This window comes from Streptomyces daghestanicus, assembly GCF_020521275.1.
Taxonomy (GTDB): Bacteria; Actinomycetota; Actinomycetes; order Streptomycetales; family Streptomycetaceae; genus Streptomyces; species Streptomyces griseoviridis.
Genome location: NZ_BNDX01000008.1, coordinates 1,423,066 through 1,440,898 on the forward strand (window position 1 = coordinate 1,423,066; position 17,833 = coordinate 1,440,898).

Below are 17,833 nucleotides of genomic sequence, written 5' to 3' on the forward strand. Positions count from 1 at the left end.
ATCCCACCTGCACACACCCGTTCGGGTGAACTCGACACCCCGGGCGCCGACCGCGAGGGACGGATCACAGCGGCACGATGTCCGGCGCCCCCAGCCGCGCCGCGTCCGCCGTCAGGTCGTCGGGCTGGCGCTGCGACTCGCGTTCGGCCTCCACCCGCTTCTCGTAGTGCTGGACCTCGCGTTCGATCTGGTCCTTGTCCCAGCCCAGCACCGGCGCCATCAGTTCGGCGGCGTCCCGCGCGCTGCGCGTGCCCCGGTCGAAGGTCTCGATGGAGATGCGGGTGCGTCGGGTGAGGACGTCGTCCAGGTGCCGCGCCCCCTCGTGCGAGGCCGCGTAGACGACCTCGGCCCGCAGATAGTCGTCGGCGGCCCGCAGGGGCGCGCCGAGCGCGGGATCGGCGGCGATCAGCTCCAGGACCTCCTCGGCCCGGGTGCCGTACCGGTTCAGCAGATGTTCGACGCGTACGACGTGCAGACCTGCCCGGTCGGCGATGCGGGCCCGCGCGTTCCACAGCGCCCAGAAGCCCTCGGCGCCCAGCAGCGGCACGTCCTCGGTGACGCAGTCGGCGACGCGCTGGTCGAGACCGTGCACGGCCTCGTCCACCGCGTCCTTGGCCATCACCCGGTACGTCGTGTACTTGCCGCCCGCCACGACGACCAGGCCGGGCGCCGGGTGGGCGACGGTGTGCTCCCGCGACAGTTTGCTCGTGGCGTCCGACTCGCCGGCCAGCAGCGGGCGCAGCCCCGCGTACACACCCTGGACGTCGTCTCTGGTCAGCGGCGTGTTGAGGACCGAGTTCACATGGTCGAGGAGGTAGTCGATGTCCGCGCTGGACGCGGCCGGGTGGGCCTTGTCGAGGTCCCAGTCGGTGTCGGTGGTGCCGACGATCCAGTGCCGGCCCCAGGGGATGACGAAGAGCACGGACTTCTCGGTGCGCAGGATCAGCCCGGTCGAGGAGCTGATGCGGTCCTTGGGGACGACGAGGTGGATGCCCTTGGAGGCCCGGACGTGGAACTGCCCGCGCTCGCCGACCAGCGACTGGGTGTCGTCGGTCCACACCCCGGTGGCGTTCACTATCTGCTTGGCCCGGATCTCGTACTCACCGCCGCCCTCCACGTCCTCCACCCGGGCGCCGACGACCCGCTCGCCCTCGCGCAGGAACCCGGTCACCCGGGCGCGGTTGGCGACCGGTGCGCCGTAGGAGGCCGCCGTGCGCACCAGGGTCGTCACGAAACGGGCGTCGTCCACCTGGGCGTCGTAGTACTGGAGCGCGCCGACCAGGGCGTCCTTCTTCAGCGCCGGGGCGACCCGCAGGGCGTGCCGGCGGGTGAGGTGGCGGTGGAGCGGCAGCCCCCGGCCGTGCCCGCGGGCCGTCGACATGGCGTCGTAGAGCGCGACGCCCGAACCGGCGTAGAGCCGCTCCCAGCCCTTGTGCCGCAGCGGGTACAGGAACGGCACCGGCTTCACCAGGTGCGGCGCGAGCCGCTCCAGCAGCAGCCCGCGCTCCTTCAGCGCCTCCCGTACGAGGGCGAAGTCGAGCATCTCCAGATAGCGCAGGCCACCGTGGATCAGCTTGCTCGACCTGCTGGAGGTGCCCGACGCCCAGTCGCGCGCCTCGACCAGGCCGGTGGACAGGCCGCGGGTCACGGCGTCCAGGGCGGTGCCCGCGCCCACCACGCCTGCGCCGACGACCAGCACGTCCAGTTCCCGCTCGGCCATGGCCGCGAGCGACTCGGCGCGCTGCGCCGGGCCCAGTGTCGCTGTCCTCACCGCTGCCTCCCGCTCATCCCGCTCATTGGTTGATCGGTCGCGTCGGCCGCACCCGTGGGACAGGCGAAGCCCGGTCGTTCCCAGTACCCCCCTGCCCAGATTCTGACCGGGTTGCCCGACTTCAGCCACCACACGTCCCACACCTGTGGACAACCTCGCGCGTCCCCTCCGGTGCGCGGCGCCCCCAACACTCACCGAAACTCGGCCGACCAATCCCGCATATCGGTCATATTTACTCCTAGTCTGACGTTGTGCTCGCCCGTTCTGTCCACAGGGCTTGCACACCTGTCCCGCTCCGGCTACTGGGAAGGACGGCCTACGCCATGCCCGCAGATCTCGCCGTCATCGGACTCGGCCCCTACGGCCTCCCCCTGGCCCAGACCGCGATCGCCGCCGGCATCCCCACCCTGGGCTACCGCACCGGGCCCGAGGCCGGCTCGCTGACCCCCGCCGAACTGCGCCGCATGCTCGCGGGCGGCTTCCGCACCGCCGCCGGACCGGCCGAGCTGGGCCGGGTGCGCACCGCGGTCATCTGCGCCCCGACCCCTGCGGGCGACGACGGCGGCCTCGACCTGCACCAGGTGGAGAACGCGGCACGTACTCTGGCGGCGCATCTGCGGCCGCACACCACGGTGATCCTGGAGTCCCCGGTCCACCCGGGGACGACGGAGGAGTTCCTCCGCCCGCTCCTCGAGAACGGCTCCGGCCTGCGTGCCGGCCGGGACTTCCACCTCGCCTACTCCCCCAGCCGCGTCGACCCCGGCAACCGCGACTTCACCCCCGCGAACACGCCGAAGGTGATCGGGGGCCTCACCCCCGCCTGCACGGAATCGGCCGCCGCCTTCTACGGCCGGCTCACCGACAAGGTGGTACGCGCGCGTGGCCCCCGGGAGGCGGAGACGGTCCAGCTCCTGGAGACCAACTTCCGCCATGTGAACATCGCGCTCGTCAACGAGATGTCCGTCCTCTGCCACGACCTGGGCGTCGACCTCTGGGACGTCATCCGCTGCGCGGAGACCAAGCCGTTCGGCTTCCAGACCTTCCGCCCCGGCCCCGGCGTCGGCGGCCACTCCGTCCCCCAGGACCTGGCCGGCCACGCCTCCCGCTCCCTGCGCATGGTGGAACTGGCCCAGCAGGTCAACCGCCAGATGCCCCGCTACGTCGTCCAGCGCGCCGCCGCCCTCCTCAACGAGCACGGCAAGTCCGCCCGCGGCGCCCGCGTCCTCCTCCTCGGCGTCACCTACAAGGCCGACCTCGCCGACCAGCAGGCCACCCCGGCCGAGGAGATCGCGGGCCGCCTCATCTCGATGGGCGCCGCGGTCAGCTATCACGACCCGCACGTCCCGTCCTGGACCGTCCTGGACCGCCCGATCCCCCGCGCCGACTCCCTCTACGAGGCCGCCGCCGAGGCCGACCTGACGATCCTCCTCCAGCAGCACCGTACGTACGACCTCCAGGGCCTGTCGGTGAAGGCCCAGCTCCTCCTGGACACCCGCGGTGCGACCCCCACGGGGGCGGCGCACCGGTTGTAGAAGGGGCGCACGCCGGCGCCTCCGCCAACGGCGTCGGTGGTGAGCGGGGCGCCGCGTGGGTACGGCATGGGCGGGGCCCACCGCAGCGAGCACGGCGGCGGACTCCACGAGGGATCACGGAGTGTCCACCCCTGAGCCTCGTAGGGGTGACCGCTCACCATCCGGGAATCCGCGGGACCCTCACCGGCACCGCCCGGCCCCGCCCCGCGAAAACCCGCCCCGGAGGCGACCACGCGCCCCCGTGACACCCCGCGCGCCCCGCACCACCGCCTGTCGAAGCCGCCCGCGGCACGCCTGGCACGCGAAAAGGCCGGTCACCCCGTAAGGGGCGACCGGCCTTCCCGTGTCAGCCGTCCGTCGTGGTCACCGCCGGTGCTGCGAGTCCGCCACCGTCACCTCGACGCGCTGGAACTCCTTCAGCTCGCTGTAGCCGGTGGTGGCCATGGCCCGCCGCAGCGCGCCGAAGAAGTTCATCGAGCCGTCGGGCGTGTGCGACGGGCCGGTGAGGATCTCCTCGACCGTGCCGACCGTGCCGAGGTCCACCTTCTTGCCGCGCGGCAGCTCCTCGTTGACGGCCTCCATGCCCCAGTGGTGGCCCCTGCCCGGCGCGTCCGTCGCGCGGGCCAGCGGGGAGCCCATCATCACCGAGTCCGCGCCGCAGGCGATCGCCTTCGGCAGGTCGCCGGACCAGCCGACGCCGCCGTCCGCGATGACGTGCACGTACCGGCCGCCGGACTCGTCCATGTAGTCCCGGCGGGCCGCCGCCACGTCCGCCACGGCGGTCGCCATCGGTACCTGGATGCCCAGCACGTTGCGCGTGGTGTGCGCGGCGCCGCCGCCGAAGCCGACGAGGACACCGGCCGCGCCGGTGCGCATCAGGTGCAGGGCGGCGGTGTAGGTGGCGCAGCCGCCGACGATCACCGGGACGTCGAGTTCGTAGATGAACTGCTTCAGGTTCAGCGGCTCGTGGGCCCCGGAGACATGCTCCGCGGAGACGGTCGTGCCGCGGATGACGAAGATGTCCACGCCCGCGTCGACCACGGCCTTGGAGAACTGGGCGGTGCGCTGCGGGGAGAGCGCGGCGGCGGTAACGACACCCGCGTCGCGCACCTCCTTGATCCGCCGGCCGATCAGCTCCTCCTGGACGGGAGCGGCGTAGATCTCCTGGAGGCGGCGGGTCGCGGCGTCCGCGTCGAGGCCGGTGATCTCGTCGAGCAGCGGCTGCGGGTCCTCGTACCGCGTCCACAGCCCTTCCAGGTTGAGGACGCCGAGGCCGCCCAGCTCGCCGATGCGGATGGCGGTGGCCGGGGAGACGACCGAGTCCATGGGGGCGGCCAGGAACGGCAGTTCGAACCGGTAGGCGTCGATCTGCCAGGCGATCGAGACCTCCCTCGGGTCTCGCGTACGGCGGCTGGGGACGACGGCGATGTCGTCGAAGGCGTACGCCCGGCGGCCGCGCTTGCCGCGCCCGATCTCGATCTCAGTCACGTGTGTGGCCTTTCCCTCATGCGTTGCAGCGTCTTCCAGTATCACCGACGGACACGGCCGAGGGCGGCCCCGGTCGCTCCGGGGCCGCCCTCGGGAAGATCGCCGCCTTACTTGCTGCGGCTGTAGTTCGGTGCCTCGACGGTCATCTGGATGTCGTGCGGGTGACTCTCCTTGAGACCGGCGGAGGTGATCCGCACGAACCGGCCGTTGCTCTGCAGCTCCGGCACGGTGCGGCCGCCGACGTAGAACATCGACTGGCGCAGGCCGCCGATGAGCTGGTGGACGACCGAGGAGAGCGGGCCGCGGTAGGGCACCTGGCCCTCGATGCCCTCGGGGACGAGCTGCTCGTCGGAGGCGACGCCCTCCTGGAAGTAGCGGTCCTTGGAGAACGACTTGCGGTCACCGCGGGTCTGCATGGCGCCCAGCGAGCCCATGCCGCGGTACGACTTGAACTGCTTGCCGTTGATGAAGAGCAGCTCGCCCGGCGACTCCTCGCAGCCCGCGAGCAGCGAGCCGAGCATCACCGTGTCGGCGCCGGCGACCAGGGCCTTGGCGATGTCGCCGGAGTACTGCAGCCCGCCGTCGCCGATGACCGGGACGCCGGCCTCGCGGGCGGCGAGGGATGCCTCGTAGATGGCGGTGACCTGCGGGACGCCGACGCCGGCGACCACGCGGGTGGTGCAGATGGAGCCGGGGCCGACCCCGACCTTGATGCCGTCGGCGCCCGCGTCGACCAGGGCCTTGGCGCCGTCCCGGGTGGCGATGTTGCCGCCGATGACGTCGACGCCGGAGGAGTTGGACTTGATCTTGGCGACCATGTCGCCGACCAGGCGGGAGTGGCCGTGCGCGGTGTCGACGACGATGAAGTCGACCCCGGCCTCGATCAGCGCCTGGGCGCGCTCGAAGGCGTCCCCGGCGACGCCGACCGCGGCGCCGACCAGCAGCCGGCCCTCGCCGTCCTTGGAGGCGTGCGGGTACTTCTCCGCCTTGACGAAGTCCTTGACCGTGATCAGGCCCTTGAGGACACCCGAGTCGTCGACCAGCGGCAGCTTCTCGATCTTGTGGCGGCGCAGCAGCTCCATCGCCTCGTGACCGGAGATGCCGACCTTGCCGGTGACCAGCGGCATCGGCGTCATGACCTCGCGGACCCGCCGGGCGCGGTCGGTCTCGAAGGCCATGTCGCGGTTGGTGACGATGCCGAGCAGTTTGCCCGCGCCGTCGGTGACCGGCACGCCGCTGATGCGGAACTTGGCGCACAGGGCGTCGGCCTCGGCGAGGGTGGCGTCCGGGTGGATGGTGATGGGGTTGGCCACCATGCCCGACTCGGAGCGCTTGACCAGGTCGACCTGGTTGGCCTGGTCCTCGATGGACAGGTTGCGGTGGAGCACCCCGACACCGCCCTGGCGGGCCATGGCGATCGCCATGCGGGACTCGGTGACCTTGTCCATGGCGGCGGACAGCAGCGGGATGTTCACCCGCACGTTCTTGGAGACGTACGAGGCGGTGTCGATCTCGTCGGGTGCCATGTCCGACGGGCCCGGCAGCAGCAGCACGTCGTCGTAGGTCAGCCCGAGTGTCGCGAATTTATCGGGCACTCCGTCGACGTTGGCAGTCATGACACCTTCCCCAAATGGCCTTGATCGGTGCGGATGTCCATGCTAACGGGAAGTGAGGGTGGCTCATTCCACGATCATGGAGACCCAGAGCCGTCGTACCTTCATACGAAAGCCCCGCGCAAGCTCTGCGGAAGCGGCGGGGCACGCGCCCGACGGCCCGCCCCCGTGGCGCCGCCGTCCCGGCCGGGCGCTCCGCCTACTGCTCCGCCAGGGCCCGCAGCCGGCTCAGGGCGCGGTGCTGGGCGACGCGGACCGCACCGGGTGACATTCCCAACATCTGCCCGGTCTCCTCGGCGGTGAGCCCCACGGCGATGCGCAGCAGCAGCAGTTCGCGCTGGTTGTCGGGGAGGTTGGCGAGGAGCTTCTTGGCCCACTCGGCGTCGCTGCTGAGCAGCGCGCGCTCCTCCGGGCCGAGGGAGTCGTCCGGCCGCTCGGGCATCTCGTCGGAGGGCACGGCGGTGGAGCCGGGACCGCGCATCGCGGCCCGCTGGAGGTCGGCGACCTTGTGGGCGGCGATGGCGAAGACGAACGCCTCGAAGGGGCGACCGGTGTCCTTGTAGCGCGGCAGCGCGAGGAGGACGGCGACGCAGACCTCCTGGGCGAGGTCCTCGACGAAGTGACGGGCGTCGCCGGGCAGCCGGGACAGCCGGGTCCGGCAGTAGCGCAGGGCGAGGGGGTGGACATGGGCGAGCAGGTCGTGCGTGGCCTGCTCGTCCCCGTCTACGGCGCGGTGGACGAGCGCACCGACTGTCCCTTGGCCAGGGGCCGCCTCGTCGTCGCGCATCGGTCCATGGTGCCTTGCGGCCGACTTGTCCGCGCCCTTACGTCCGTCGTTGTGCACTGAAGCGTTATGAGCAGGTGCGCCGGAACTCATCCCCTGCGCCCTCCCCTCCCGCTCGACCGACTCGTCCCCGAGGAACTCCACACCTCAAGGATGCGGCATCCGCGCCGAAACGAGCAGCGGGCACCCGGCGGTTCACCTTGTCACCCCCGCTCACCTGGAGGTGAGCGGGGAACATCGCGCCCCCGTCGGGCCCCGTGGGTCCGCGCCTCACGGGGGTGGCCTAGCGGACCAGGCCCCACCGGAAACCGAGCGCCACCGCGTGTGCCCGGTCCGAGGCGCCGAGCTTCTTGAAGAGCCGCCGGGCGTGCGTCTTGACGGTGTCCTCGGAGAGGAACAGCTCACGGCCGATCTCCGCGTTGGAGCGGCCGTGGCTCATGCCTTCGAGGACCTGGATCTCCCGGGCGGTGAGGGTGGGCGCGGCGCCCATCTCCGCGGAGCGCAGCCGGCGCGGGGCCAGCCGCCAGGTCGGGTCGGCGAGGGCCTGGGTGACCGTGGCCCGCAGCTCGGCGCGCGAGGCGTCCTTGTGCAGGTAGCCACGGGCGCCGGCGGCGACCGCGAGGGCCACGCCGTCCAGGTCCTCGGCGACCGTGAGCATGATGATCCGGGCGCCGGGGTCGGCGGACAGCAGTCGCCGGACCGTCTCGACACCGCCCAGGCCGGGCATGCGCACGTCCATCAGGATCAGGTCGGATCGGTCGGCACCCCAGCGGCGGAGGACTTCCTCGCCGTTGGCCGCCGTCGTCACGCGCTCGACACCGGGCACGGTCGCGACCGCGCGGCGGAGCGCCTCTCGGGCAAGCGGGGAGTCGTCGCAGACGAGGACGGATGTCATGACCGTCCTCCGCAGCTGATGCGCGTCACCTTGAGCCTCCAGGCTGGTACGGAATCTCACCTGTGCGGTCACCGTCTCGGACGCCCGCCCGAGCGCCTGTTCCTGCGACCGCCTCCGCCCTCATCAACGACGGTCACTCGAAAGAGTTACGGGGCTGTGTGTCGTCTTCGGCACTCTACGTGAGGGGACGGACACGACCCAGTCACGCGCGGGGACCCTCGACCTTTCATCACAACCTATGCCCCATTCAGACGCTTTTCTTCCGCTTTGTAGGTGTCTGGCACTAGATTCGCAATGAGTCATATTTTCATCTCCTTAGATCGTAGTTGTACGGTCGTGGATACGGCATCCACCCATATCGGTTACAAGGGGTCACGCAATGGCAGACTTCTCCCGCCTTCCCGGACCTAACGCGGACCTGTGGGACTGGCAGCTCCTGGCCGCGTGCCGCGGGGTGGACAGCTCACTCTTCTTCCATCCGGAGGGCGAGCGCGGCGCGGCCCGGAGCGCTCGCGAGAACTCGGCCAAGGAGGTCTGCATGCGGTGCCCGGTCCGCGCCGAGTGCGCCGCGCACGCGCTGGCGGTGCGCGAGCCGTACGGCGTCTGGGGCGGGCTGACCGAGGACGAGCGCGAGGAACTCATGGGGCGGGCGCGCAACCGCCTGGTACCGGCGGCGGCGTCGGCGGCCCGCGGGGAGCACCGTCCCGGATGACTGCACCGAACAGGCGAAGGAACGTTTCTGCAAGGAGTGCGCGTGGCAGGCACGCGCGCGTGGCGGTCAGCGCCCGGCGGCCCGGACCAGCTCGTCCAGCGTCGCCGTCACGGCCGGCACCTGCGCCAGGTCGGGCAGCGTGAGCGCGACGATCTCCCGCCGTACCGCCGGTTCCAGGCGCACGGTGCGGGCACCTCGCGGCCGTACGGACTCGATCGCGAGCTGGGGCAGTACGGCGACCCCGAGGCCGGCGCCGACCAGGCCGACGACGGCCGGGTAGTCGTCGGTCGCGAAATCGATCCGGGGGGTGAAGCCGGCCGCCCGGCAGACCTCGACGAGCTGGCCCCGGCAGCGCGGGCAGCCCGCGATCCAGGGGTCGTCGGCCAGTTCGCCGATGGCGACGGACTCCGCGCGGGCGAGCGGGTGCCGGTCGGGCACCAGCGCCACCAGCCGGTCGCCGAGCAGCGGCCGGACCACGAGGTCGTCCCACTCCTCGACGCCGCCCGCCGCACCTTCGTAACGGAAAGTGAGCGCCACGTCGCAGTCGCCCTCGCGCAGCAGTTCGACGGAGGCGGGGGGCTCGGCCTCCGTGAGGGAGACGCGGGTGCCGGGGTGCGCGGCGCGCAGCGCGGCGAGCGCGGCCGGTACGAGGGTGGAGCTGCCGCTGGGGAAGGAGACCAGGCGGACCCGGCCGGCGCGCAGTCCCGCGATGGCGGCGACCTCCTCCTCCGCCGCGGTGAGCCCGGCGAGGATGCCCGCGGCGTGCCGGACCAGTGCCTCGCCGGCCTGGGTCAGCCGCATGTCGCGCTGGCCGCGGACGAGCAGGGGGGTGCCGACGGACGCCTCCAGGGCCTTCATCTGCTGGCTGACGGCGGGCTGGGTGCAGCCCAGCTCGCGGCCGGCCGCCGAGAAGGAACCGGTGGCGGCCACGGCGCGCAGTACACGGAGATGACGAGCCTCGATCACCCGACCGAGGATAAGCGACTCTTTGACCCGACGGCGAAAAATGCGTCGACGCTTTGACCGGCCTCTTCTACCGTGCCGTCATGAGGCTTCTCTCGGTGAATCTGGGCCGCCCCGCGACCGTGCCGTACACGGACCATCCGCGGGGGATCACGGGCATCGACAAGCGGCCGGCCGACGGGCCGGTGCGGATCGCGGCCCCGGGGCCGGACGGGGCGAGCGGCGTCGCCGGGGACACGGTCTGCGACACCCGCCACCACGGCGGGGAGCACCAGGCGGTGTACGCGGTGGCCCGCGAGGACCTGGACGACTGGGAGCGCGAGCTGGGGCGCCCGCTGCGCGCCGGCGTGTTCGGCGAGAACCTCACCACGGTGGGTCTGGACGTCTCCGGCGCGCTGATCGGCGAGCACTGGCGGATCGGCGGCGGGCCCCTGCTGGAGGTGACCAGCGGCCGCATCCCCTGCCGCACCTTCCAGGGCCATCTGGGTGAGAAGCAGTGGGTGAGGCGGTTCACGCGGGCCGCCGCGCCCGGCGCGTACCTGCGGGTGATCGAGCCCGGCGAGGTGCGGGCGGGCGATCCGGTCGAGGTGGTGCACCGGCCCGGTCACGAGGTGACGGTGGCCCTCCAGTTCCGCGCGGTGACGACCGAACGGGCGCTGCTGCCGCGGCTGCTGGCGGCGGGGGACGCGCTGCACCCGGTGGCGCTGGCGAAGGCGCGGGCGTACGTGGAGGCGTCCCGGGCGGTTCCCCGGGGCCCGGCTCCGGGAGCGCCTGCCGTCCCTTCACCCGCGCTTCACCGGACGGAGGCTCGGTGAGCGAACCGGACGCCGACAGTCCGGGTCACTAACCTTGCGTCATGACAACGGCATTGATTACCGGATCGACCTCAGGCATCGGCGCCGCGTTCGCGCGACGGCTGGCGGCCGACGGGCACGACCTGGTGCTGGTCGCCCGGAGCACCGACCGGCTGCGCGAGCAGGCGACCGAACTGCACGACCGGCACGGCATCGAGGCCGAGGTGCTCACCGCCGACCTGGCCGAGGACGCGGGCATCGAGACGGTGGCCGCCCGGCTGGGCGACCGCAAGAACCCCGTCGACCTGCTGGTCAACAATGCCGGGTTCGGCAACAAGGGCCGCTATCTCGACGTCTCCATGGCCGATGAGCTGCGGATGCTCAAGGTGCACTGCGAGGCGGTGCTGCGGCTGACGTCGGCGGCGGCCGGGGCGATGCGGGCCCGGGGGCGCGGCGGCGTGGTCAACGTGGCCTCGGTGGCGGCCTTCCTGCCGCGCGGCACGTACGGCGCGTCCAAGGCGTGGGTCGTGCAGTTCACGCAGGGCGCGGCGAAGGACCTGGCGGGCAGCGGCGTACGGCTGATGGCGCTGTGCCCCGGTTTCGTGCGGACGGAGTTCCACGAGCGGGCCGGGATGGGCACGGACAGCATCCCGAACTGGATGTGGCTGGACGCCGACAAGCTGGTCGCGGCGGCCCTGGACGACCTGGCCCGCGGCAAGACCCTGTCCATCCCGGACCCCCGCTACAAGGCCCTGATGGGCGCGGCGAAGCTGGTGCCGCGCGGGGTGCTGGGGTCGATCAGCTCGCGGACGGGACGGAAGTACGGGCCGCAGTGACGGGAGCACGGGCCGGGGAGGGGCGGCCGGGCGGCCGGCGGCCCCTCCCGTCTCCGTGTCAGCCGCGCGCCGCCCTCCGCGCGAACGCCGCCCACTGACCGGCGCCGACAGAGAGGTGGGCGCCGCCGGGGCGCTTGGAGTCGCGTACCGCGGTCGGCCCCGTGGTCGCGGCCTCGGCGCGGTCACCGCCCTTACCGGCACCGCGGCTGCTCTTGGTTCAGGGCGGCCCAGCAGCGCGGGACGTGGGGCGGCCCACGGCCGGGTGCCGGGCCGGGAGGCCGGGCTGCGCGTGGTCACCGCCGGCGACCTCGGTTCCGTGCGGATCGAGGTCGGCAACAGCCGCGGGGAGTGCCTGCCGCGACCGGCCAAGGGCGGTCCGGACGGTGTGGGCCCAGGTCACCGTCCGGGCAGCCCGCATGCCGAGCGGACCTCCGCCAGCAGCCGCGGGTAGTGCTCGCCCTCTGTGTTGAGCGCGTGCCAGACCGCGTCCAGGGCCGCCCGCAGCGGGTGGGGGTCGGCGGCGGCCGGCAGGGCGGGGAGGGCGTAGTGGGGCTGGGAGATCAGGTGGGGAGGCCGGGGCAGGCGCGCCGGCTGGACCGTCACGACGGTCCGCCCCCGGGGGCCGGGCTCGGGCGGGCGGTACGGCGGTCGCTCCGGGGGGACCGCCTCGAGGACGGACCGGTCCGGGACCCGGGGGTCGGCGCGCAGCGCGGCGAACATCGCGTCGTGGTCACCGAAGGGCGGGGGAAGCGGGCGCCCCGCGTCGAGGGCGGTGAGCGCCCGCGCGATCCAGGGCAGGCCGGTCAGGCCCGCCGCCTCGCAGGCCCGGTGGGCGGCCCGTACCGCCACCCGCCGCTGGACCCCGGGGCCGGCCGCGTCCAGCGCGTGCACCAGGCCGGGGTCGAAGCGCAGCAGCCCGAGGACGTTGCCCCCGACGCCGCGCAGCGCCGCGCTGGGCGGGCGGCCACCCCATTCCCAGCGCTCGCGGTGCGGGCGGCCGACCTCGGCGGCGTGCTCCCGCGGCTCCCGGGCCGCCCGCCCGGTCCCGGCCCGCTCCTTGGGCACGGGGGGCGGGGGCAGTGCGCGGGCGTGGCCGTGCGGGTCGCTCTCCACGTGGGCCTTCCCCTCCTCGGTTCCCTGCCGCACAGGATGCCCGAGCCCACTGACAACGCGCCGGTGCCCGGCACCCCCGAGGGGGTGCCGGGCACCGGCGTGGGCTGGGAGAGCCTCAGTGGCTGTGGCCGTGGCTGTGGCCCGCGGCGGCCGGCTCTTCCTCTTCCTTCTTCTCGACGACCAGGGTCTCGGTCGTCAGGAGGAGGGAGGCGATGGAGGCGGCGTTCTCCAGGGCGGAGCGGGTGACCTTCACCGGGTCGATGACGCCGGCCTTGACCAGGTCGCCGTACTCGCCGGTGGCGGCGTTGAAGCCCTGGCCCTTGTCCAGCTCGGCGACCTTGGAGGTGATGACGTAACCCTCCAGGCCGGCGTTCTCCGCGATCCAGCGCAGCGGCTCGACGGCGGCGCGGCGGACGACCGCGACACCCGTGGCCTCGTCGCCGGTCTTGCCGAGGTTGCCCTCCAGGACCTTGACGGCGTGGACCAGCGCGGAGCCACCACCGGAGACGATGCCCTCCTCGACCGCGGCGCGGGTCGCGGAGATGGCGTCCTCCAGACGGTGCTTGCGCTCCTTCAGCTCCACCTCGGTGGCGGCGCCGACCTTGATCACGCACACGCCGCCGGCCAGCTTGGCGAGGCGCTCCTGGAGCTTCTCGCGGTCCCAGTCGGAGTCCGTGGCCTCGATCTCGGCCTTGATCTGGTTGACGCGGCCCTCGACGTCCGCCTTGTCACCGGCGCCGTCGACGATGGTGGTGTCGTCCTTGGTGACGGTGATGCGGCGGGCGGTGCCGAGCACCTCCAGGCCGACCTGGTCGAGCTTGAGGCCGACCTCCTCGGAGATGACCGTGGCGCCGGTGAGGACCGCCATGTCCTGGAGCATCGCCTTGCGGCGGTCACCGAAGCCGGGGGCCTTCACCGCGACGGCGTTGAAGGTGCCGCGGATCTTGTTGACCACCAGGGTGGAGAGGGCCTCGCCCTCGACGTCCTCGGCGATGATCAGCAGCGGCTTGGAGGAGTTGGCCTGGATGACCTTCTCCAGCAGCGGCAGCAGGTCCGTGATGGAGGAGATCTTGCCCTGGTTGATCAGGATGTAGGCGTCCTCCAGGACGGCCTCCATGCGCTCCTGGTCCGTCACGAAGTACGGCGACAGGTAGCCCTTGTCGAAGGCCATGCCCTCGGTGAAGTCCAGCTCCAGGCCGAAGGTGTTGGACTCCTCGACGGTGATGACACCGTCCTTGCCGACCTTGTCCATCGCCTCGGCGATCAGCTCGCCGACCTGGCTGTCCTGCGCGGAGAGCGCGGCGACGGCGGCGATGTCGGACTTCTCGTCGATCGGGCGGGCGGTGGCGAGAAGGTCGTCGGAGACCGCCTTGACGGCCGCGTCGATGCCCTTCTTCAGCAGCGCCGGGGAGGCACCGGCCGCGACGTTCTTCAGGCCCTCGCGGACCAGCGCCTGGGCGAGCACGGTGGCGGTGGTCGTACCGTCACCCGCCACGTCGTTGGTCTTGGTCGCCACCTCCTTCACCAGCTGCGCGCCGAGGTTCTCGTACGGGTCCTCGATCTCGACCTCGCGGGCGATCGTGACACCGTCGTTGGTGATGGTGGGGGCGCCGAACTTCTTGTCGATGACGACGTTGCGGCCCTTGGGGCCGATCGTCACCTTGACCGTGTCGGCGAGCTTGTTGACGCCGCGCTCGAGGGCGCGACGGGCGTCCTCGTCGAACTTCAGGATCTTCGCCATGGGAGCGTGAGCCCTCTTCCGAAATCTGGGGTATACGGCGCTGCGCCCCGGGCGCCCGGCTTCATAGTGGTGGCGGGAGCCAGGGGCGCAGCTTCAAGCGTTGAAGCGAAATGCTTCGGGTGAACTACTTCTCGATGATCGCGAGGACGTCGCGGGCCGAGAGGACGAGGTACTCCTCGCCGTTGTACTTCACCTCGGTGCCGCCGTACTTGCTGTAGAGCACGACGTCACCGACGGAGACGTCGAGCGGAAGACGGTTGCCGTCCTCGAAGCGGCCCGGGCCCACGGCCAGGACGACGCCCTCCTGGGGCTTCTCCTTGGCGGTGTCCGGAATGACCAGGCCCGAGGCCGTGGTCTGCTCGGCGTCGAGCGGCTGGACCACGATGCGGTCCTCGAGCGGCTTGATGGCAACCTTGGAGCTGGCGGTCGTCACGATCCGACCTCCCCCTTCGGAGATCTCACGGGGTTAACTGTCTGAGGTGGCGACCAGGTGGATCCGTCGTCGCGGGTGCCGGACCTGCCCGTCGCTGTGTTGGCACTCTCCCGAGGGGAGTGCCAGACCTGAGACTATGACCGCGGTTAGCACTCGGTCAAGCGGAGTGCCAATACCGGCGGCGCGTCGGAGGATTTCGGGGTGGCGCCGGAGGGGCCGGGGACGCCGGTCGGCGTCACAGGTAGTCCTCCAGCCGGCCCACCCGCAGCCCCCGTCTCTCGATCTCCTCCAGGACCTTCTCCGTGCGTCCCGTCAGCGCCGTCCCCTTCGGGCGGTCCGGGTCGACGGCGATGATGTCGCCGGGGCGCAGGCGGGGTTCGCCGTGGGTGAAGGCCAGGGCGCCGGAGGGGTCCGGGGCGGCCCGCCACAGGACGACCGCCGTGATGCCGCAGTCGGCGGCGGCTCGCAGGGTGGCCGTGTCGTAGCGGCCGTAGGGCGGGCGGAAGAGGCGGGGGCGGACGCCGAAGCGGGCGTTGAGCTTGCGCTGCTGTCCGCAGATCTCGGCGCGCTGGCCGAGGTGGGGCAGGCCGCGCAGCGCCGGGTGGTCGAGGGTGTGGTTCTGGAGGCTCGCGCCGACCGCGCGGAGCCGGGCGAAGTGGCCGTACGCCGGTCCGGCGACGGTGTCGGTGAGGAAGAGGGTGACCGGCAGCCGCCGGTCGCGGACGAGGGCGGGGAAGCGGGGGTCGCGCTCGGCGCCGTCGTCGTAGGTGAGGAAGACGACGCGGTCGCGGGTGGGGACGTGGTCGACGACCGGCGGCAGGCCGCCCGCGCCTCCCCGGGCCGGTTCCGGGGCCTTGCCGCCGGTGCGGTCGACGGGGGCGCCGGCCCCGGCGCAGGCGGCGAGCAGGACGGCGGCCAGGGCGGCGCCGGCGGCTTTCGCGGCGAGGCCCCGGCGTGTCACAGGTAGTCCTCCAGGCGGGCCACGGCGTACCCCTCGGCGGTGACCTTGTCCAGGAACCGGCGGACCATGTCGGGCATCGTGCCGTCCCAGTCCTTCGCGCCGCGGAAGTGGGTGAGGACGATGTCGCCGGGGTGGATCTCCCGGTCCCACTCGCGGTAGTCCCAGCGGTCGACGAAGACCTCCTCGTTCCAGAGCGGGACGTGGGTGACGCCGCAGCTCTTCGCGGCGACCAGGGTGTCCTGGTCGTAGTTGCCGAAGGGCGGGCGGAAGACGGCGGGGCGCTTGCCGTACCGCTCGCGGATGACCTCCTGCATGCCGCAGATCTCGCGCCTCTGCTCGGCGTAGGAGAGACCGGGCAGGTAGGGGTGGGTGAGGGTGTGGTTGTTGAGGGTGACCCCGCGGGCCTGCATCGTCCTGAAGTAGCCGTAGTCCTCCTTCACCAGGTAGTCGCTGAGGAAGGCGGTGTACGGGACGTTCAGCTCGCTCATCATCTCCAGGAACCGGCGGTCCTTCTCGCCGCCGTCGTCGATGGTGAGGAAGACGATCTTCTCCTTGGTGGGGATCGTGGTGAAGACCGGCGGGAGCCCGCGCTCGGTGTGACCGTCGACCTCGAAGCCGGCCCGGGTGCGGATCTCCGGTTTCTCGGCCGGGGGCGGGGGCGCCGGCAGCGGCGCGCGCTTGAGGCCCCAGCGCTGCGCGGCGGCGTGCGCGGCGCGCAGCTTGGTGGCGTAGGCGTCCAGCGCGCGGGCCGGCGGCGCCTGGAGGGGCTGGCCGGGGGCGGACCGCACCTCGGTGGAGTCCCGCGCGCAGCCCGGTACCCCGAGGACGGCGACGGCGGCGAGCACGGCGAGGCCGCCCTGGACGCGCGTCTTCCGGTAACGGGTACGAGAAGCCCTAGTTTTGTCATTTTGTACTACTGCTCGCATGGTGCCGGATCCTCGCAGCCGCCGGTCCGGGAACCGCCCCGACACGCGCCCGGCGGTGGACGGTCCACCGACTGGCCCACAATGGCCCGGTGAACGACCTCGACGCCCTCCTCACCCCCGCCGGCCGCGCCCTCCTCGACGAGGTGCGCGACACCGATCCCGCCCAGGAGCTGGCCGTCGCCACCCGGCTGCGCCGCACCCACCCGGCGGACCTGGTGTCGGCGGCGCTGGGGCAGGCGCGGCTGCGGCAGCGGGCGGTGGCGAAGTTCGGGGCGGCGGACGCCGGGCGGATGTTCTTCACGCCGAACGGGGTCGAGCAGTCGACCCGGGCGAGTGTCGCCGCGTACCGGGCCGCCCGCTTCGCCGAGCTGGGCGTGACCTCGGTGGCCGACCTGTGCTGCGGGATCGGCGGGGACGCGATCGCGCTGGCCCGCAGGGGCATCCGGGTGCTCGCCGTGGACCGTGACCCGGCGGCGGCCGCGGCGGCCCGCGCCAACGCCGGGGCGCTGGGGCTCGGTGACCTCATCGAGGTGAGGGAGGCGGATGTGACGGAGGTGGCGACGGACGGGTACGACGCCGTCTTCGTCGACCCGGCACGCCGGGGCGGGCGGGGCCGGATCTTCGACCCCGAGGCGTACTCACCGCCGCTGTCGTGGGCCGTGGCGGCGGCCCGCACGGCGCCCCGGGCCGCCGCGCTGAAGGTGGCGCCCGGCATCCCGCACGAGGCCGTACCGGCGGACGCCGAGGCCGAGTTCCTCTCCGACGGCGGGGACGTGAAGGAGGCGGTGCTCTGGTTCGGCACCGCGCCGGGGGCGGTCCGGGCGACGCTGCTGCCGGGGCCGCGCACACTGCTCTCCCGCGCCCTGCCCGACCCGGAGGTCCGCCCGCCCGGCCGGTACCTCTACGAGCCGGACGGCGCCGTCGTCCGGGCCCATCTGGTCGCGGAGGTGGCCGAGGAGGTCGGCGGCGGCCTGCTGGACGCGACCATCGCGTACGTGACCGCCGACACGCTGCGGCCGACGCCGTACGCCACGGCGTACGAGATCACCGATCTGCTGCCCTTCAACGTCAAGAAGCTGAAGGCGCTGCTGCGGGAGCGGGGGGTCGGGGTGCTGACCGTGAAGAAGCGGGGCTCGGCGGTGGAGCCGGAGGAGCTGCGGCGGAAGGTGAAGCCGCAGGGGCCGAACTCCGCGACCGTGTTCCTGACCCGGGTGGCGGGGGCGCCGACGATGCTGGTCGGACACCCCGCCCCGGACGCCCCGGCCCGGTGA

16 protein-coding genes and 1 pseudogene are annotated in these 17,833 nt (G+C 72.7%); 5 read left to right on the forward strand and 12 right to left on the reverse strand.

From position 1 onward, the window contains the following. Positions 1-64: 64 nt before the first annotated feature. Positions 65-1,771 carry a glycerol-3-phosphate dehydrogenase/oxidase gene (locus Sdagh_RS15790; protein ID WP_190076712.1) on the reverse strand — a complete coding sequence of 569 codons (1,707 nt, stop codon included), beginning with the start codon at positions 1,769-1,771 and terminating at the stop codon, positions 65-67. 323 nt (positions 1,772-2,094) lie between these two features. On the opposite strand from Sdagh_RS15790, the gene Sdagh_RS15795 reads away from it, so the two are divergent. Beyond that, positions 2,095-3,303 carry a nucleotide sugar dehydrogenase gene (locus tag Sdagh_RS15795; RefSeq protein ID WP_190008381.1) on the forward strand — a complete coding sequence of 403 codons (1,209 nt, stop codon included), beginning with the start codon at positions 2,095-2,097 and terminating at the stop codon, positions 3,301-3,303. Positions 3,304-3,666: 363 nt separating this feature from the next. Here the strand turns inward: Sdagh_RS15795 and Sdagh_RS15800 are convergent, their stop codons facing one another. The 4 genes from Sdagh_RS15800 to Sdagh_RS15815 form a co-directional block, all read right to left on the reverse strand. Further along, complete coding sequence (locus Sdagh_RS15800; protein ID WP_189417809.1) at positions 3,667-4,791, reverse strand: GuaB3 family IMP dehydrogenase-related protein; 1,125 nt, start codon at positions 4,789-4,791, stop codon at positions 3,667-3,669. Positions 4,792-4,898: 107 nt separating this feature from the next. Then, a complete protein-coding gene (gene guaB, locus Sdagh_RS15805) occupies positions 4,899-6,407 on the reverse strand; it encodes an IMP dehydrogenase (RefSeq protein ID WP_189417812.1) in 1,509 nt (502 codons plus the stop codon). 196 nt (positions 6,408-6,603) lie between these two features. Beyond that, positions 6,604-7,191, reverse strand: coding sequence for a sigma-70 family RNA polymerase sigma factor (locus Sdagh_RS15810; RefSeq protein WP_189417815.1), 588 nt, complete (start codon positions 7,189-7,191; stop codon positions 6,604-6,606). A gap of 280 nt (positions 7,192-7,471) precedes the next feature. After that, positions 7,472-8,083, reverse strand: a complete 612-nt coding sequence (locus Sdagh_RS15815) for a response regulator transcription factor (RefSeq protein ID WP_003948568.1) — start codon at positions 8,081-8,083, stop codon at positions 7,472-7,474. Between the two features lie 379 nt (positions 8,084-8,462). Here Sdagh_RS15815 and Sdagh_RS15820 point away from each other — a divergent pair, with 379 nt between their 5' ends. Further along, positions 8,463-8,795: a WhiB family transcriptional regulator gene (locus Sdagh_RS15820; RefSeq protein ID WP_189417817.1), complete on the forward strand. Its 333-nt coding sequence runs from the start codon at positions 8,463-8,465 to the stop codon at positions 8,793-8,795. A gap of 66 nt (positions 8,796-8,861) precedes the next feature. Here Sdagh_RS15820 and Sdagh_RS15825 read toward each other — a convergent pair whose 3' ends face one another. Further along, positions 8,862-9,761 carry a LysR family transcriptional regulator gene (locus tag Sdagh_RS15825; protein ID WP_189417820.1) on the reverse strand — a complete coding sequence of 300 codons (900 nt, stop codon included), beginning with the start codon at positions 9,759-9,761 and terminating at the stop codon, positions 8,862-8,864. Between the two features lie 80 nt (positions 9,762-9,841). Here Sdagh_RS15825 and Sdagh_RS15830 point away from each other — a divergent pair, with 80 nt between their 5' ends. Both Sdagh_RS15830 and Sdagh_RS15835 read left to right on the forward strand, forming a co-directional pair. Next, the gene (locus Sdagh_RS15830; protein ID WP_189417823.1) at positions 9,842-10,573 is read left to right on the forward strand and encodes an MOSC domain-containing protein; all 732 of its coding nucleotides are present in this window, start codon (positions 9,842-9,844) and stop codon (positions 10,571-10,573) included. A gap of 41 nt (positions 10,574-10,614) precedes the next feature. Continuing rightward, a complete protein-coding gene (locus tag Sdagh_RS15835; protein ID WP_189417825.1) occupies positions 10,615-11,388 on the forward strand; it encodes an SDR family NAD(P)-dependent oxidoreductase in 774 nt (257 codons plus the stop codon). 58 nt (positions 11,389-11,446) lie between these two features. Here the strand turns inward: Sdagh_RS15835 and Sdagh_RS15840 are convergent. The 6 genes and pseudogenes from Sdagh_RS15840 to Sdagh_RS15865 form a co-directional block, all read right to left on the reverse strand. Further along, positions 11,447-11,590, reverse strand: a pseudogene (locus Sdagh_RS15840) (DUF397 domain-containing protein); the annotation flags it as partial. A 194-nt stretch (positions 11,591-11,784) separates the two neighbouring features. Beyond that, positions 11,785-12,501: a hypothetical protein gene (locus Sdagh_RS15845; RefSeq protein ID WP_189417827.1), complete on the reverse strand. Its 717-nt coding sequence runs from the start codon at positions 12,499-12,501 to the stop codon at positions 11,785-11,787. 115 nt (positions 12,502-12,616) lie between these two features. Continuing rightward, the gene (groL, locus tag Sdagh_RS15850) at positions 12,617-14,242 is read right to left on the reverse strand and encodes a chaperonin GroEL (protein WP_189417829.1); all 1,626 of its coding nucleotides are present in this window, start codon (positions 14,240-14,242) and stop codon (positions 12,617-12,619) included. A 124-nt stretch (positions 14,243-14,366) separates the two neighbouring features. Next, a complete protein-coding gene (gene groES / locus Sdagh_RS15855; protein ID WP_014178834.1) occupies positions 14,367-14,675 on the reverse strand; it encodes a co-chaperone GroES in 309 nt (102 codons plus the stop codon). A gap of 235 nt (positions 14,676-14,910) precedes the next feature. After that, positions 14,911-15,636 (reverse strand): polysaccharide deacetylase family protein, encoded by a 726-nt coding sequence (locus Sdagh_RS15860; RefSeq protein WP_190076711.1) that lies wholly within the window; start codon positions 15,634-15,636, stop codon positions 14,911-14,913. Continuing rightward, the gene (locus Sdagh_RS15865; protein ID WP_190076710.1) at positions 15,633-16,562 is read right to left on the reverse strand and encodes a polysaccharide deacetylase family protein; all 930 of its coding nucleotides are present in this window, start codon (positions 16,560-16,562) and stop codon (positions 15,633-15,635) included. The genes Sdagh_RS15860 and Sdagh_RS15865 overlap by 4 nt, the downstream gene beginning before the upstream one ends. A gap of 89 nt (positions 16,563-16,651) precedes the next feature. Here Sdagh_RS15865 and Sdagh_RS15870 point away from each other — a divergent pair, with 89 nt between their 5' ends. Further along, a complete protein-coding gene (locus Sdagh_RS15870; protein WP_190076709.1) occupies positions 16,652-17,833 on the forward strand; it encodes a THUMP-like domain-containing protein in 1,182 nt (393 codons plus the stop codon).